Source organism: Sorangium sp. So ce124 (genome assembly GCF_051525235.1).
In the GTDB taxonomy this organism is placed as follows: Bacteria; Myxococcota_A; Polyangia; order Polyangiales; family Polyangiaceae; genus Sorangium; species Sorangium atrum.
Window position 1 is genome coordinate 3,470,419 of the sequence record NZ_CP150312.1, and the last position, 14,144, is coordinate 3,484,562.

The following is a 14,144-nucleotide window of genomic DNA, read 5'->3' on the forward strand; positions in this document are numbered from 1 at the left end:
CCACGCGACATTCGCTCGCTGGCCTTGCGGACGCTGGGTAGAAGTTGCGGATGCTGGCGGCGGCCTGCGGCCGCCAGGCCTGATCCGCCGGCGCCCTACCAGCCTGCCAGCCGGGGGACGAGCACCCGGATGCTGACGCCGGCGATGAGCAGGCAGCCGGCCAGAAACAGCATGGGGGCGAGCTGGCTGCCGGTCGCGTCGTAGATGCGCGGCACCACGTTCTGGGCCACGAAGCCGCCGAGGTTGCCCACCGAGTTGATGGCGGCGATGCCAGCGGCGGCGTGCGGGCCCGCGAGGAGCTTCTGGGGCACGCTCCAGAACACCGGCTGGCCGGCGAAGATGGCGGCGGCGGCGACGCACAGCAGGGCGAACTTGGGCGCTGCGCCCGGCACGACCACGCTCAGCACCAGGGTGACGGCGCCCAGCAGCATGGGGCCGGAGATGTGCCAGGCGCTGACGCCGTTGCGGGCGGCATGGCGCGGCACCCACCAGAGCGCCAAGGCGACGAAGACCCAGGGGATGACGTTGATGAAGCCGTTCTGGATGTTCGAGGCGCCGAAGCCCTTCACGAGGGTGGGCAGCCAGTAGCTGAGGCCGTAAGCGCCGAGCGGCAAGCCGACATACAGGCCGGCGAGCGCCATCACTCGTATGTCCAGCAAGGCCCGCCAGGGGGAGCCTTCCGCCTGTTGGCGGGGCTCCGCGGCGAGGGTCCTGGCGAGCCAGGCCTTCTGGTCGGGGGTGAGGAAGCGGGCCTGCTCGGGGTGGCTCGGCAGGCGCCAGAGGACGTAGGGCGCGAGCAGGACGGCGGGAGCGCCGGTGGCCACGAACACCCACTGCCAGCCAGCCAGTCCCAGGAGGCCGTTGAGATCGAGCAGCGCGCCGCCGACGACCGAGCCCACCGCGTTGGCCACGGCGCTGGCCATCATGAAGGCGCCGATCATGCGGGCGCGGTGCGCATGCGGGTACCAGAGGGTCAGGACGTAGAGCACGCCCGGGAAGAAGCCGGCCTCCGTCACGCCCAGCAGGAAGCGCAGGACGAAGAACATGGCCGGGCTCTGGGTGAACCCCAGCGCGATGGTGACGAGGCCCCAGGTGCCCATGATCCGGCTGAACCAGACCCCGGCGCCGACGCGGACGAGGATCAGGTTGGCCGGCGCCTCGAACAGGAAGTAGCCGAGGAAGAACAGCGAGGCGCCGAGGCCGTATGCGGCTTCGGTGAGGCCCAGGGCGCCCACCATCTCCAGCTTGGCATAGGAGACGTTCTGCCGGTCGATGTACGCGATCAGGTACATCAGGCAGAAGAGCGGCATCAGGCCACGGGTGATCCGCTTCAGGGTCGCGGCGCCGATGTCCGGGGTCGCGACGCCCATGTCCGGGGCCGCGGGGCCCATGTCTGGGGCCGCGCCCCCTGCGTGCTGCATGCCATCCTCCAATCCTCTCGATAGGCTAAGAAATCCAAACTCGATCCGAAAGTCAAGCTCCTCTCGTAGCGGCCGTCCAATCGTACAGCCACGCTGCATGCGATGGTTGACATGCGCTTGGCTGTGGGTTGCCGTGTCGCCGCTCCGCGGAGCGGCTACTCCTGCGGAACAGCCATCTAAGCGGATAGGAAACGATAGAGCTCTCGCCCGTGTCAAGCCCCGCGGGAACGGCGCCTGGCGAGCCGTCTATCGCGCATCAAACACCCGCTCGCCCCGTCGCAGGGCCCGCGCGCGGTGCATTGGGTGCAGCTCTGGCTCGACGGACCGCGACGTGCGTTCGCCATGACGGGCTCGGGCCGGGTGCCCACCTACGCCGCGTCGAACCCGAACGCCATCGGTTCCCACGTTGGATCGCGCGCGGGCGCTGCCGTTCGGGGCTGCGAGGGCAAGTTCAGATGATCGAGGATGCGGCGCACCACCGCTGAGTCGGTGATCGTGGAAAGCACGCGCATCCTCCGTTCGCATTTCGGGCAGCGGAGCGCATCGATCCTGCGAACGTAAAGCCGAAAACCGGCCGGAGAGCGGGATCGCGTGCTCGATAGCGACGTGGTCGCCTGTCACGACGACACGCTCGATCAGCAGCCGGACGAGGCGTTGCCGCCCTGCAAAGTCCAGCTTGTCCAGTCCTTCCCGCAACGTCACCGCAAAGGCCGTCAGGTCGTCGGCCAGCTGATTGAGCCGAGTTCGGTCCTGGTCCTGGGCCGCGATCTCCTCGATGCGAACGCGCACCGCGCGCTGCTCGGCATCGAGGCGATCGCGCCGCGCCTTGAGCTCCTCGACGGATATCGCGCCGGCCTGATAGGCGTCGACCAGCCGTTCGACGTGAGTCTGGAGCTTGCGCTCGGCGCTCTCGAGACGGGCACGGTCACGGCGATTCTGGTCCTCTCCTGCGCGGCTCGAACGCCATGCCTCAACCTCTTGCAGCAGCATCTGCGGGGACTGAATCCACGATACCAGCGCGTCCCATACAACCGCATCGAGCTCGTCGCGACGGATGTACTTGGCTTTGCACCGCTTGTCATGGCCGCGCACTTCGGCGAGGCGGCGTCGGCATCCATAATAGAAGTACTCGTAGGGCACGCCGGACCGCGGGGCCTGTCGATGGCCCTCCATGCGCCACCCGCATTCACCGCAGACGACGAGCGACCGGAGAAGGTAGTCGTACTTGAGGTGCCGCGGCGCCTGCCACCGGTGCTTCGCGAGGATCGCGCGGACCTCGGCTTGCTCCTTTTCGTCAACGATCGGAGGGACCGGAATGATGAGCCACTCCTGCTTGGGACGGAAGCGGCTGGAGCTCTTGAGGTGCTTTCGGTAGGAACCCGGCTTTTTCGGTCGTGCCGGTTCGACCGACATCCGACGACCGTAGGTCGCCATGCCAGTATAGGTGGGGTCGGTCAGCACCCCATAGACGCGGCCCTCGGTCCACCGCGCCGCCCTGCGGGGACGTATCCCCTGTGCGTTCAGTCGCCTGGCGACGGCGCGTGAGCTGAGATCCTCCTCGCGCACCCACCGGTACATCGCCCGTACATGCTGGGCTTCGACCTCGTCGATGACGACCGTGCGCCGCAGCCCATCGGCAGAGCGTTCGATGGCATAGCCATAGCGTGCGACAGAGCTGTAAGGGAGCATCTGCCCGGCACGCAGTTTGTGAATACGACCGCGACGCGTGCGTTCCATGATCTTCGCGCGCTCATACTCGGCGATGATGCCCTGCATCTGCACGAGCAGGCGGTCCTCGGCACGCTCGGTCGCGGGGCATTCGACGAAGTGTACGTGGACTCCGCGGTTCGTCAGCTCCTCGACCAGCACAACCTGATGCACGTAATTGCGCGCGAGCCGATCGGGAGCGTGTACGAGCACCACGTCGATCAGCCCATCGGCCGCTGCGTCGCGCAACGCGTCCAATCCCGGCCGATCGAGGCGAGCGCCACTGATGCCGTCATCGATGTACCGTCGCTCTGCCGGCACCGTGAGTCCCATGGCGGTCGCTGCGTTCTCGAGCGCTTCGAGCTGCGACGCCACCGTTTGCTCCTGTTCCTGCCGCGCCGTCGAGACGCGCGCATAGAGGGCGGCTCGTTGGCTCATGGTCTCTCCTTTCGTTGCTGTTGCTTGCGTTGGGTTCGTTGCTCCTCTTGGCGCCGTCGTCCCCGCTCCTGCGCAACCCGATCGGGGGGCTTGCCGCGGCGTCGATCACGAGGCCGACCGCCAGGCTGAGCCGAGATGAACCGTCGGGCTGGGGCCGCGCTCTCCACTCGATCCTCCACGCACGCTGGGTCATGGATCCCCGCCTTCCTTTCGGGGACCCCCTCACGACCCCACTCCGTTGACGGGAGCGACCCATCTGCAGCCTCATTCCCACCCTTCCCGGAATTCCTGCGGATCTTGAAAACACGCCGGTACAGCACCAGCCTCAGCAGGTTTTCATGCTTTGCGTTCGCAGGATGTCGAAGCCGAACGAACGCTTCATGAGCACGGCCCACTCGACGTAGCGCGACGTTGCGAACAACTCCCCTTCGAGCAGCCGCCCCCAGTGCAAGACCGAGATCAGGGTCGGCTCGACTCGCACCGTGGGCTCGGCATGCGCGAGCGACCTCGCTGAGAGCGCCGGCGGAGCGCACGGCGATGCGGGCGCGGGCGCGGCGGGCAGAGGCGCGTGCCCCGCGCACGGCTCAGACTTCGCGGCGCGGGGCCGAATCTCTGAGGGAACCCGACCGAGCCCGTCCGTGCGCCGGCGATGCTCGCGAGCCGCGTGGTCACGCGGGCGATCTCCTCCGCGAAGATGCGCTCCATCGCCGCGAGGACGTCGGACCTTTTGGCCGCAAGCGCACGCAGCTCAAACGGAAGCGACATGACCCACTGCCTGACGGGCACGTTGGGCAAGATACGATCGACGAGCGTCGCCGCCTCATCGCACATCCGGCGCGAGGCGCAGCTGGGGCAGGGGCCGCGGAGCTTGCATGAGAAGGCGGCGACAACGCACTTCGAGAGCGGGGCCGCGTACGTGCGCGCTGCGTGCGCGACGTAGGTCGCGAGGTGCTCCTGAACAAGGCCATACAACACGGTCTGATGCGGTTCGCGAGGCGCGCACGCGTGCGGCGCTGGCCGCAAGGTCCTTGGACGCGCCGACAGCGGCCGAGACTCCGCTTGGGTGAGAATCCCGGCGGCTGCAAGCGAAACACGGGCCGCTCGTGCTCCGCGGGGAATTCAACGGGACGAAAGCCGGCGGGACCTGGCGGCGCCATGGCGGAGAGGTACGGCGCGACCACGACCGCTGCTGCGGCGAGCGGCGGCTCTCAGCCCGGCAAGAGGCGGCTCTCGGATGTCTGATCCCATGATGCGCGACCAGGCACCGCCCAACACAGAATTGGACCTGACGGCGCTTCGCGCCGCAGGTCAATTCAACGTTGGGCTGGCAGAGTGCGGGCACTCAGGCACGATCCCGAAACAGGCGGCAGCGCATCGAGGGGCCCGACAACAGGGCGGCGAGCGAAGGAGAATCCCGCGGCGCTGCGCCGCCAGGCCAGGCGCCGACCCCGATCGGTGATGCCGCGGGCCCTTAACCGCGGGTGACGCGACGGCGGAGGGCGCCCCGTTGGGCCACACCAGAGCCGCCCTCGGCGGCGAAACAGGCGGAAGCCATGAGAATCGCTACTGTTTCCAGCAACCGCTCGCCATCCACCGGTGTTTCTGGCGGGACTCTTCCGCGGGGGCGAACCGGTGCGATCCGTCGGATGGTCCGGGGTTTTGGGAGAGCGAGACGGCGGATCGCACCCCCTCGGGAGGCACGGGCCCAACCCGGGCCCGACCGCCAAGCCCTGGGCCCGCGGAGATCGCGACGGTCGATCCGTCGCCTCGAGCCGCCGTGGTCGCCTCGCTCGCCAGCACCCTGAGCCGCGCCGTCGCCATGGGGGATGAGAAGGCGGCCCGCGTCGTCTACGAGGCGATCGGCCGGCTGCTCGGGCTGCCGGTGGCACCGGAGGCGACAACTTCCCTGACGTATAGGGCTGCCGGCGTACCGAACGTCTTCATCGAGGTCCTAATCCTCGAGGTTCCCGCCCAGCCTCCGCGTGATCTGCGGAGCGCGTCGATTCAAGAGCTCTTGCGCGAGCCGGACGTGGGCGTGCTCATCACGCCTCATATCCTGGCGACGCCAGGCGTGCGGGCGGAGATCAGGCTGGACGCGCCAGGCAGCATGCCATTCCGTTTCACGGCCAAGCCCGACCTCAGGGCCCGCCGGCACCCACTTGAGGGCGCCCGTCAAAACACCAGCACCCCACCCTCGTCGGACTTTGCCCCCGATCCCGGCCGCACCGCGATCTGCACCCCGCCGCCGGAAGGCTGCCTCGCGACGTCGTAACCGGCGTTCGGCGTGAGCTCACCGTGGCTCACGGTAGTAACGTCGGTCACGACGACGCCGACTAACCTATTGAAGTTGCTGGAATGTCATCGCGCGAGCGGGATCGCATACAGGGGGTTCTGTCAACCGAGGCTGGAGGAGCTGAGCGGGTAGGAAGTCCTAAAGCTTTTGTGGATTTCAAGAAAATGCAGATCCTCCAGGCTCGACTGGATCAGTTGACATAAGCCTCTAAGTACGGATCCACTGATCCGCCTACAAAAACCAACAGATCCAACGAGTTCACTCGGCTGCGTAATGTTGTCTACACCACGCTGGCCGGGGGCGCCTCGCTCTCGGGTCGTCGAACGCGGCGTCGCGCGCGCCCCCGCGCGTGACGTGCGGCGTTACGCCGGGTTCGCCAGCGCGAGAGTGGCCCAGGCGGAGGTGACGGCCCCCTTGTCTCGGCAGTGAAAGAACATCTTCTCGGCGGGCCCCGTCTCGAACCAGTAATAGAGCATGGGCTCGCCCTCCCAGCCGTCGGGCTTTTTGCGCGCGCGAAGCCACGATTTTGCCTTCCGGAGGGCGGCCGTGCCCGCTTCGCCCAGGGCTTCGAGCGCGAGCACCGCCGCCGAGGTCTCGAGCACCGTCTCGGCCCAGCTGCCGTCGTGGCCCTGGGTCGCGAGAATGAAGGCGGTCGCCCGCCATAGCTGGGGGCGGTACCTCTCGCCGTGAATGCCCAAGAGCTTAGCGGCGTGCAGCGTCGTCACGAACTTCGAAGAGAACCAGATGCTGCTCCAGTAGCCTTCCGGCTCTTGCAGCCCCGCGACGTACTGCGTGCAGGCGCCGACTTCTTGCGGGTAGCGCTCTGGCGCGACGCGGTGCAAGAGGTGGCCGGCGTGGGCCGACACGTACACGGAGGGCCCGAGCCAGTAGTCGGCGAGCCCCTGCGCGCACCCTTTGATCTCGGCCCGGCGCTCCGACAGGCTGTGAAACGCGCCTTGCGGCCGAGAGTAAAAGAGCTCGACCAGGCGGTCTAGCTTCGGCTGAAGTACGTCGCGGCCCACGCCCGCCGCGAGCAGGCCCTCCAAGACGAGCAGGCTGTCGTCGGCCGTCACGCCGAAGCCAACCTGATACTCCCACAGCGATTCGCGCGCGCTTTGCAGCAGATATTCGGTGAGCGGCCGGCTCGGGTTCGCCTGCAGCAGTAGCCCGTAGTAAGAAATGTTGCACTCGCTCTTGGTCTGAACGAACGCGGGCCGCTCGCCCGCCAGTCGGTAGATGGTCGTCTCGATCAACGTCTGCGAGCGAAACGCCTCGACCTCGGCCGGCACGTCGAGGTACGCCCGCACGCTCTCGGCCGCCCTCTTGCCAGACTGCAAGGCCTGGGTCGTGCCAAAGGGCAGAACGTTGTCTGGCTCGACGAAGACGTAGTCGCCGGCCAAGAAGATGCGTTCGCAGGCGCGGGCCTCCCAGTCGGTCCAATCGGCGTAACTCGCGGGCGAGATGCGAGGGCCTACCGTGGGCCAGCGGTGCACGTCCGCGAAGCGGAGCGTCTTCTCGGAGAGCGCGCCGACCTTCAGCGCGCGGGCGTGCTCGAGCGTCCGGCGGACGATCTCTTCGTGCGGCAGGCCGCTCAGCGCCTCGGACGCTTCGCCCACGTAGTACACGAAGAGGGTGTCGGGCTTGCCGTCTCGCCCCCGATGCTTGATGACGGTGTTGAACGGCAGGTCGGGGGTGACGATGTAGCTGAAGTCGGCGAGGTCGGCGCCCTCGAGGCCGAGCACCACCACGGTGCCTTCGCCGTACCGGAGCGAATCGAGGAAGACCCGGCACCGATCGTTGGTGAGGGTGGTGACGAGCCGCCTCGCCACCGGCGCCGGCGCCGTGCACACCACGGCGCGGGCGGCGAGGGTGTGGGTCTCTTCGCCGCGCCGGAAGACCACCTCGACCGAGCCGCCCTTCTCGGTCAGCGAGAGCACCTCGACGCCGGTCTCGAGCCGGCCCTCGAGCGGCCGCGCCAGCCCCTCGACGAGCGAGCCGTTCGCCGTCTCGTAGTGCCGCGTGGGAAACTTGATGAAGGCGTCGTGCTGCCGCTGCGGCAGGTACTCTCTCATGTCGCCCGGGTGAATGAGGCGAAAGAAGCTGTTGAGGTGCCGGTACGCGCCCGGCAAGAGGGTGCTCGCGTCCTTCTCGGGGTCGGTTTCGAACGCGTCGAGCGTGTCGAGCTCGTGCGGCGCCAGGTCGAGCTGGCGCAGGCACTCTCTCACCGAGGTGCCGTAGTGAACGTTGCCCTGGGCGAAGAGCCCGATGCGCTCGCTCTCGGGGTGCAGCGCGGGCGTCCGCAGGGCGATCGGCGCCGCCGCGGGGTCGTAGGCGAACACCGCGCCGAGGTCGTAGAAGCTCTCGCCCGCCGACTTCGTGTAGACGCGGCCCCCCGGGCGCGGCTCTTTCTCGAGGACGATGATGTTCCGGTCGCGCAGCGCGTGCGCGGCCGCCAGGCCCGCCAGGCCGGCCCCGATGATGGCCACGTCATAGGGGCCCGTGTTCTCGTGTTCGAAGAGTGTCACGTCATTCTCCCGCAAGGTTGGCGCCTACGAGGCGGCGTCGAGCACCACGAGGCTGACGACGGTCAGCAGCCGGCTCCCGAAGAAGGTCACGTCGGGTACCGCCAAGCGCAGCACGCGGTCTCGGTGTTGATCGAGCGGCGCCGCGAGCAGCGCGACGACGCTACCCCGCCAGAGAACGGCGGGCGCGAAGCAGACGAGCAAGAGCCTGCGCTGCTCGGGGCCGGCGAGGGCGCCGGCGAGCGAGAGCCCCGCCGCGGCGGCGAGCCAGAGCAAGGCCGCGGCGAGGCTGCTGCCCCTGCGCCCGAGCAGCGCGGCGAGCGTCTTGAGGCCCGCCCTCCGCTCTTCGGCGGCGTCGACGGCGCTCTCGGAGAGGAACACCGCGTACTCGGACAGCGAGACGAAGAAGAAGGCCGGGCCCCACGCGGCCAGCGCGCGCGCGTCGCCCGAGGTGTGCAGGCCAAGGCCCGCGCCCCAGAGGGCGAAGTAGCTGACCAGGCAGGTCAGAAGGTGCCCCCACCAGTACGCCTTCAAGCGCCTGGCGGCCGCGGTGCCGGGTGACAGGTAATTGTAGGAGTAAAGCACCGTAAGCGCGAGAAACGCGCCGAGCCCGAGGCCGGCCAAGGCGCGCCCCCGGGCCAGCAGCCAGCCGATACCGGCCGCGCTCGCCAAGAGCTCGGCCGCCAGGGCGCGGACGGTGAAGGTGCGGCTCACCGACAGCCAGCGGTAGAGCTCGGGCTTGGCGCTCGCGTCGAGCTCGGCGTCGGTGAGGACGTTGACGTGGGTCATGAACGCGGAGCTCGCGAGCAACGTGAGCAGCGCGACGGCGGCGGCGCCGGCGTCGACGGGCGCGGGCGAGACCAGCATGCCGCCGAAGAGGAGAAGGGTGAGCGGCAGGTTTTTCTTCCAACGCGCCGCGCGCCACAGCCCGAGAAAGGCAGGGGGCGGGCGCGCGGCGCTCGTGGGGCGCGAAACGGTAATGGAAGGCGGCGAATGGAGCGAGGACGTCGGCATGGTGGTCCTGCCAGGCGCGCGCCGGCGGGCTGGGCTTTGTGCAATGGTCGTTCGGAACGCCGACGAGGTCGAGGTCGTCGCACCCGAACGGTCGAAGCCGGTTTTGCTCGCAAGGTCGTTAGGATCCGGTCCAAAATAACCTTTCATTTTCATACTCAACTGGATGCGATCAATCGCGATTGTCGCGCGTGGCCGATATTGTGCAGTACGATGTTGATGCTGCACTTGACGAAACTGAAAAGTCATTTCGGACCGGATCCTTAGTTCATGCGCGAGGCAATCGAGTCGCGTGCCGGGGTCGCGCCCCCGCGACGCCGGTCGAGAGGGCAATGCCCGTGCGCGCGCGGCCGGGGCGCATCGGCGGCTACCCCGTCAGAACGAGGCGCGGCGAGGGCACCCGACTCGCCTGGTCGCGGAGGCGAGCGGCGTCACGCCCGCGCGAGCGCAGAGCACTCGCGCGCGCAGTCGCTCGCGCAGGTGCGCGGCCCGTCGCACTTCGCCGGCCCCGCCGGCCGAGGCCTCAGGCGAACGAGAGGCGGTTCAGCGCGTCGAAGTACCGCCACATGGCGCGCATCATCTTTTCGGCCGCGCCCCAGAATTGGCGCAGCCGCTCGGGGTCTTGAGGCAGGTGGCGGGGCACCTCGTAGATGCCCTGGACGTGCTCGAGCTCGACGACGTCGTGGCACTGCGACCAGCGCATGGCCCCCTCCGACAGCCCGAGCCGCCTCATCACCTGGCTGATATGAACGATGATGTCCGAAGCGATGATCTCGGTGCCGACGTAGGCGCCGAGGCTCTGGTCGACGTCGTCCGAGCCGAGGCACTGCTTCAGCTCTTGAATCAGCCGCTTCTGCGGCTCGCGCATGAACTCCATCGCCGCGCCGTCGGCCCAAGCCTCGAGCCCCTTGACCATGTCGCGGTACAGGTTGGGGTGGCCGTCGTCGGTGAACTTGCCCCGGCCGAGCTCGTCGTGCACCTGGCTCACGAGAATGCTGACCACGGGCTTGTTGCTGTCCCACAGCCGGTGCGCCAGCAGAGTGAGGTAGCGGCCCAGCACCTCGCTGAACTCGAAGCCGAGCTGCAACATAGTGCGCAAGAACCGAGGGTCTTTGGCGTCGGCGCGCTGAAAGAACGGGTGGTGGCGCATCATCAGATGCCCGAGCCGCTGCTCAACCTCACTGACCACGGCGCCCGGCCGCGGCTCGATGTTCGTCGCAATTTCCATGGTTCACTCCGTGACGTTCGAAGCGCGGCGCCGAGGCCGCCCGGCCGGCGCGCGGTGCCCCCGCGCGCCGGGGCGCCCTCGCGCGGGCCGAGCCCACGACGGCGCACCACGGCCGCCGAGCGCGACGGCCTTGTCGCCCCACGAGGCGCTCTCGGCGACCTCGTGCGACGAGCTTGCCTGCCGCGGCCCCGGCGGTCGATTGGTTATTTTCGCCAGACCCTGTGCGCCGGTGCACGGGGGGGGCCGGCCGACGGCGGGGCCGGGTCGTCGGCCCGGGGGGCCAGCCCCGGGGCCTTTCTTCACGCGACCGGGGCCCTCACCCCGCCGGGCACGGGGCGCCCGGCGCGAGGCCGCCCCGGAGATCTCGGCGAGGCGCGACAGCTCGTCCTCCGAGAGCGACTGCCGCGCATCGAGCAGCTCCGCAGGGCCAGCCACGACGAGCGATCCTTCGAGCAGGCTGCTCACGCTGCGGTCGCCCGAACGCACTGCCTTGACCAGCACCCGCCCGTCCTCCGCGCGGAGCTCCAGCTGCACGGATTCCTCGCTCTTCTGTGCATCGTAGTAGAGCGAGACGCCCTCCTGCGTGAACTGCCCCTCGACGCGCGTAGCGTCCGGGTCGGCCGGAGTCAGATCCGCCTGGCCGACGCAAGCCGAGCACAAGCCAACGACCGCGATCAACGCGCTGCCCCAGAGTCGGGACCGTGGCGACGTGGACCGGCTCGGCGCGAACGCTGGAGCTCCGGTGTGCTTCTCGTATTTCCTTGCGTGTACCATCATCGATTTCCTGTCCGATATCTTGGACTCGAATGGCAGCATGGTGGAACGCCCATGGTCACGAGCGCCTCTCGCTTTCGATGGAGGCTTATGCGCGGCGCCTGCCGCGGCTGACATCGCATGCCGCCTTCTTATCGCTCGCTCCCCGAGGACGCCGCCTTTACGTGCAGCAGGACGCGAGCCGAACCCGCGCTCGACCCGGCGCCGCCCCGATCGAGGTGGTCGGCGGATGCCGCACCTGCAGGACCGCGGGCGCACCGTCGACCTGCGCGTGACATCAGGGCCCAGGTGAGCAGCTTCGCGCGCCGCGCGGGAGCTCTGGCCTCGCGCCGCACGGCCTCGCGCCGCAACCTGGGTCGGTTCAAGGATGTCGGGGGCGAATCGCCACGCTACTGTTTCCGGCGACCGTTCGCCCTCGAACGGTTGTTCTGGCGGGACTCTTCCGCGGGGGCGAACCGTCGCGATCCGTCGGATCCACCGGGATTTCGGGGGGGCGTGAGTGCGCCGGGATAAACCGGCACGGAGATGGGTATGCAAGAGACCTACATCAAAGGCGTAGCGAGCCATGATGGCCCCGAGTCATGCGCAGGCATCCGTGAGGAGGTCGGCGAAGCGTTGGCAGGGGTACGCGCAGGCAGGGACACTGAGCCGCGAAATACCCTCGATCGGGGTGCCGACGCTGTTCACGCAAGCGGAAGGCCACACGACCAGGAGCGCCAGCGCGAGCTCCTGGGCGACCCCGCGCGGTCGAAGACCCCGAGCATGTGCGGACTCTCCGTGTGCGAGAACCGGGAGATCCCCTGGCCTCCCGCCCTCGATGGCGAGGTGGGACGCAAAGGAAAGGCCAAGGCCGTGAGCCGATGATGAACGGCCAGGGGAGGTCAGACAGGCCCATAGTACCGACGAAGCTGCCGAACAAGGCCGGGCAACCGGACGCGGAGGCCGTGGAGGGAAGGGGTCTGGCCAAGGGGAACGCGAACCAGCAAAACACGCCCCGGACGCAGCGCCGGACAAGCGTGCCCAGTGCGCTGGATCGCGTACGGGAAGTCGCAAGACGGGACAGGAAAACGAAGTTCACGGCGCTCTTCCACCATCTCACCATCGACCGACTACGAGCCGCATTCATTGCCCTGCAACGGAATGCGGCACCCGGAGTCGACGGGGTGACGTGGGAGCAATACGCGGGCAACCTGGAGGACAACCTCCTGGATCTGCACGCTCGATTGCGCAGTGGGGCGTATCGAGCAAAACCGTCGCGGAGGGTGTACATTCCGAAGGCAGACGGGCGGCAGCGGCCGCTCGGCATAGCCTCGTTGGAGGACAAGATCGTCCAGCGAGCCGTCGTCGAAGTGCTGAATACCATCTACGAAGCGGATTTTCTCGGCTTCTCGTACGGATTTCGGCCGCGGCGCAACCAGCACCATGCGCTGGATGCTCTCGCCGTCGGGATTCGTCGATGTAAGGTGAGCTGGGTGCTCGATGCCGACATCCGTGGTTGTTTCGATGCCATCGATCACGGGTGGATGGTGAAATTCCTCGAGCACCGAATCGCGGACAAGAGGATGCTGCGTCTCCTTCAGAAGTGGTTGAACGCAGGAGTGATAGAGGGTGAGGAGTGGACGAGGGGGGAGGATGGCACTCCGCAAGGAGCAACGGTTTCACCCTTGCTGGCGAACATCTATCTCCACTATGTACTCGACCTATGGGTCCAGCAATGGAGGAATCGGCATGCGCGCGGGAGCGTCATCATCACGCGTTTTGCGGACGACTTCGTCGTTGGATTCCAGTACCGCACGGACGCCGAGCGGTTCCTGCAAGATCTACGCGAGAGATTGCGGAAATTCGCGCTGGAGTTACACCCCGACAAGACCCGCATCCTCGAATTTGGACGCTTCGCGGCGTCCAATCGACAGGAGAAAGGTCAGGGAAAGCCGGAGAGCTTCAACTTCCTGGGTTTCACGCATATTTGCGGAAAGACTTGGATGGGGAAATTTCTCGTCGTACGGCGAACCATGCGGGAGCGGATGCGGAAGAAGCTGCACGAGGTCAAGGCCGAGTTGCAGCGGCGCCGACATCTCCTCATCCCCGAGCAGGGGAAATGGCTGCGAAGTGTAGTGCAAGGACATTTCTTGTATTACGCCGTTCCGTCCAACGGGCAATCGTTGCAGTGGTTCCGTACCCAGGTGACCCGTCACTGGCATCGCGCGCTCCGCCGCCGAAGTCAGCGTGACCGCACCACCTGGGCACGAATGCAGCGACTCGGTCAGCGCTGGATCCCCCCTGTACGCATTCTGCATCCCTGGCCGGACGAGCGCTTCCGCGTCAGAACCCGAGGCAAGAGCCCAGTGCGGTAGTGCCGCTCGCTGGGATCCGCGCGGGGGGCGGCCCGAGCCCACAAGGTGAAGGGCCGTCCCTACCGCAATCGACGGATCGCCCCCCCCGGAGGCATGGGCCCAACCCGGGCCCATGGGCCAAGCCCCGGCTTGGGGGCTCGCCGCGACCAATCCGTCGCCTCGGGCGGCGGTGGTCGCCTCGCTCGCCAGCACCCTGAGCCGCGCCGTCACCCTCGGGGATGAGGTGTGGGCCCGGGTCGTTCACGAGGCGATCGGTCGGCTGCTCGGGCTGCCGGTGGCACCGGAGGGGTGAGCAGGCCTGGGCCGAACGTCGAGCCCGCCGCTCGCGTCGACTCGCTGTCGGAGCCTTGCCGCTCGCCAGGGCTCTGCTGAGATCGCCCGCGCGCAGTGGTTGCG

The 14,144-nt window shown here is 67.9% G+C and carries 10 protein-coding genes and 1 pseudogene; 4 read left to right on the forward strand and 7 right to left on the reverse strand.

Features of this window, described 5'->3' with window-relative positions; translation table 11 throughout:
• Positions 1–95 precede the first annotated feature (95 nt).
• The 3 genes from WMF19_RS13235 to WMF19_RS13245 all read right to left on the reverse strand — a co-directional run bounded on the left by WMF19_RS13235 (position 96) and on the right by WMF19_RS13245 (position 4,047).
• Positions 96–1,370, reverse strand: a complete 1,275-nt coding sequence (locus tag WMF19_RS13235) for an MFS transporter (protein WP_437331109.1) — start codon at positions 1,368–1,370, stop codon at positions 96–98.
• Positions 1,371–1,667: 297 nt separating this feature from the next.
• Entirely contained in the window at positions 1,668–3,566 is a 1,899-nt protein-coding gene (locus WMF19_RS13240) for a recombinase family protein (protein WP_437899425.1), read from the reverse strand.
• Between the two features lie 325 nt (positions 3,567–3,891).
• Positions 3,892–4,047 (reverse strand): hypothetical protein, encoded by a 156-nt coding sequence (locus WMF19_RS13245; protein ID WP_437899427.1) that lies wholly within the window; start codon positions 4,045–4,047, stop codon positions 3,892–3,894.
• Between the two features lie 282 nt (positions 4,048–4,329).
• Between WMF19_RS13245 and WMF19_RS13250 the strand changes: the two genes are divergently transcribed.
• Entirely contained in the window at positions 4,330–4,506 is a 177-nt protein-coding gene (locus WMF19_RS13250) for a hypothetical protein (protein ID WP_437899428.1), read from the forward strand.
• An 837-nt stretch (positions 4,507–5,343) separates the two neighbouring features.
• Complete coding sequence (locus WMF19_RS13255) at positions 5,344–5,838, forward strand: hypothetical protein (RefSeq protein ID WP_437899429.1); 495 nt, start codon at positions 5,344–5,346, stop codon at positions 5,836–5,838.
• 383 nt (positions 5,839–6,221) lie between these two features.
• Here WMF19_RS13255 and WMF19_RS13260 read toward each other — a convergent pair whose 3' ends face one another.
• The 4 genes from WMF19_RS13260 to WMF19_RS13275 all read right to left on the reverse strand — a co-directional run bounded on the left by WMF19_RS13260 (position 6,222) and on the right by WMF19_RS13275 (position 11,280).
• Positions 6,222–8,384, reverse strand: a complete 2,163-nt coding sequence (locus WMF19_RS13260; RefSeq protein WP_437899430.1) for an FAD-dependent oxidoreductase — start codon at positions 8,382–8,384, stop codon at positions 6,222–6,224.
• A 24-nt stretch (positions 8,385–8,408) separates the two neighbouring features.
• Positions 8,409–9,641 carry a UbiA family prenyltransferase gene (locus WMF19_RS13265; protein ID WP_437899431.1) on the reverse strand — a complete coding sequence of 411 codons (1,233 nt, stop codon included), beginning with the start codon at positions 9,639–9,641 and terminating at the stop codon, positions 8,409–8,411.
• Between the two features lie 274 nt (positions 9,642–9,915).
• Entirely contained in the window at positions 9,916–10,620 is a 705-nt protein-coding gene (locus WMF19_RS13270; RefSeq protein WP_437899433.1) for an iron-containing redox enzyme family protein, read from the reverse strand.
• 3 nt (positions 10,621–10,623) lie between these two features.
• Positions 10,624–11,280, reverse strand: coding sequence for a hypothetical protein (locus WMF19_RS13275; RefSeq protein WP_437899435.1), 657 nt, complete (start codon positions 11,278–11,280; stop codon positions 10,624–10,626).
• 974 nt (positions 11,281–12,254) lie between these two features.
• Between WMF19_RS13275 and ltrA the strand changes: the two are divergent.
• A pseudogene (gene ltrA / locus WMF19_RS13280) lies at positions 12,255–13,744 on the forward strand (group II intron reverse transcriptase/maturase); the annotation flags it as partial.
• A 116-nt stretch (positions 13,745–13,860) separates the two neighbouring features.
• On the forward strand, positions 13,861–14,040 hold the full coding sequence (locus WMF19_RS13285) for a hypothetical protein (protein WP_437899436.1): 180 nt from the start codon (positions 13,861–13,863) through the stop codon (positions 14,038–14,040).
• Positions 14,041–14,144: the final 104 nt, after the last annotated feature.

Excerpts from the sequence above, each read along its gene's own strand:
- WMF19_RS13250 (WP_437899428.1), top strand. The coding sequence starts at position 4,330 with ATGACCCACTGCCTGACGGGCACGTTGGGCAAGATACGATCGACGAGC.
- WMF19_RS13240 (WP_437899425.1), bottom strand. The coding sequence starts at position 3,566 with ATGAGCCAACGAGCCGCCCTCTATGCGCGCGTCTCGACGGCGCGGCAG.
- WMF19_RS13270 (WP_437899433.1), bottom strand. The coding sequence starts at position 10,620 with ATGGAAATTGCGACGAACATCGAGCCGCGGCCGGGCGCCGTGGTCAGT.
- WMF19_RS13265 (WP_437899431.1), bottom strand. The coding sequence starts at position 9,641 with ATGACTTTTCAGTTTCGTCAAGTGCAGCATCAACATCGTACTGCACAA.
- WMF19_RS13235 (WP_437331109.1), bottom strand. The coding sequence starts at position 1,370 with ATGGGCGTCGCGACCCCGGACATCGGCGCCGCGACCCTGAAGCGGATC.
- WMF19_RS13285 (WP_437899436.1), top strand. The coding sequence starts at position 13,861 with ATGGGCCAAGCCCCGGCTTGGGGGCTCGCCGCGACCAATCCGTCGCCT.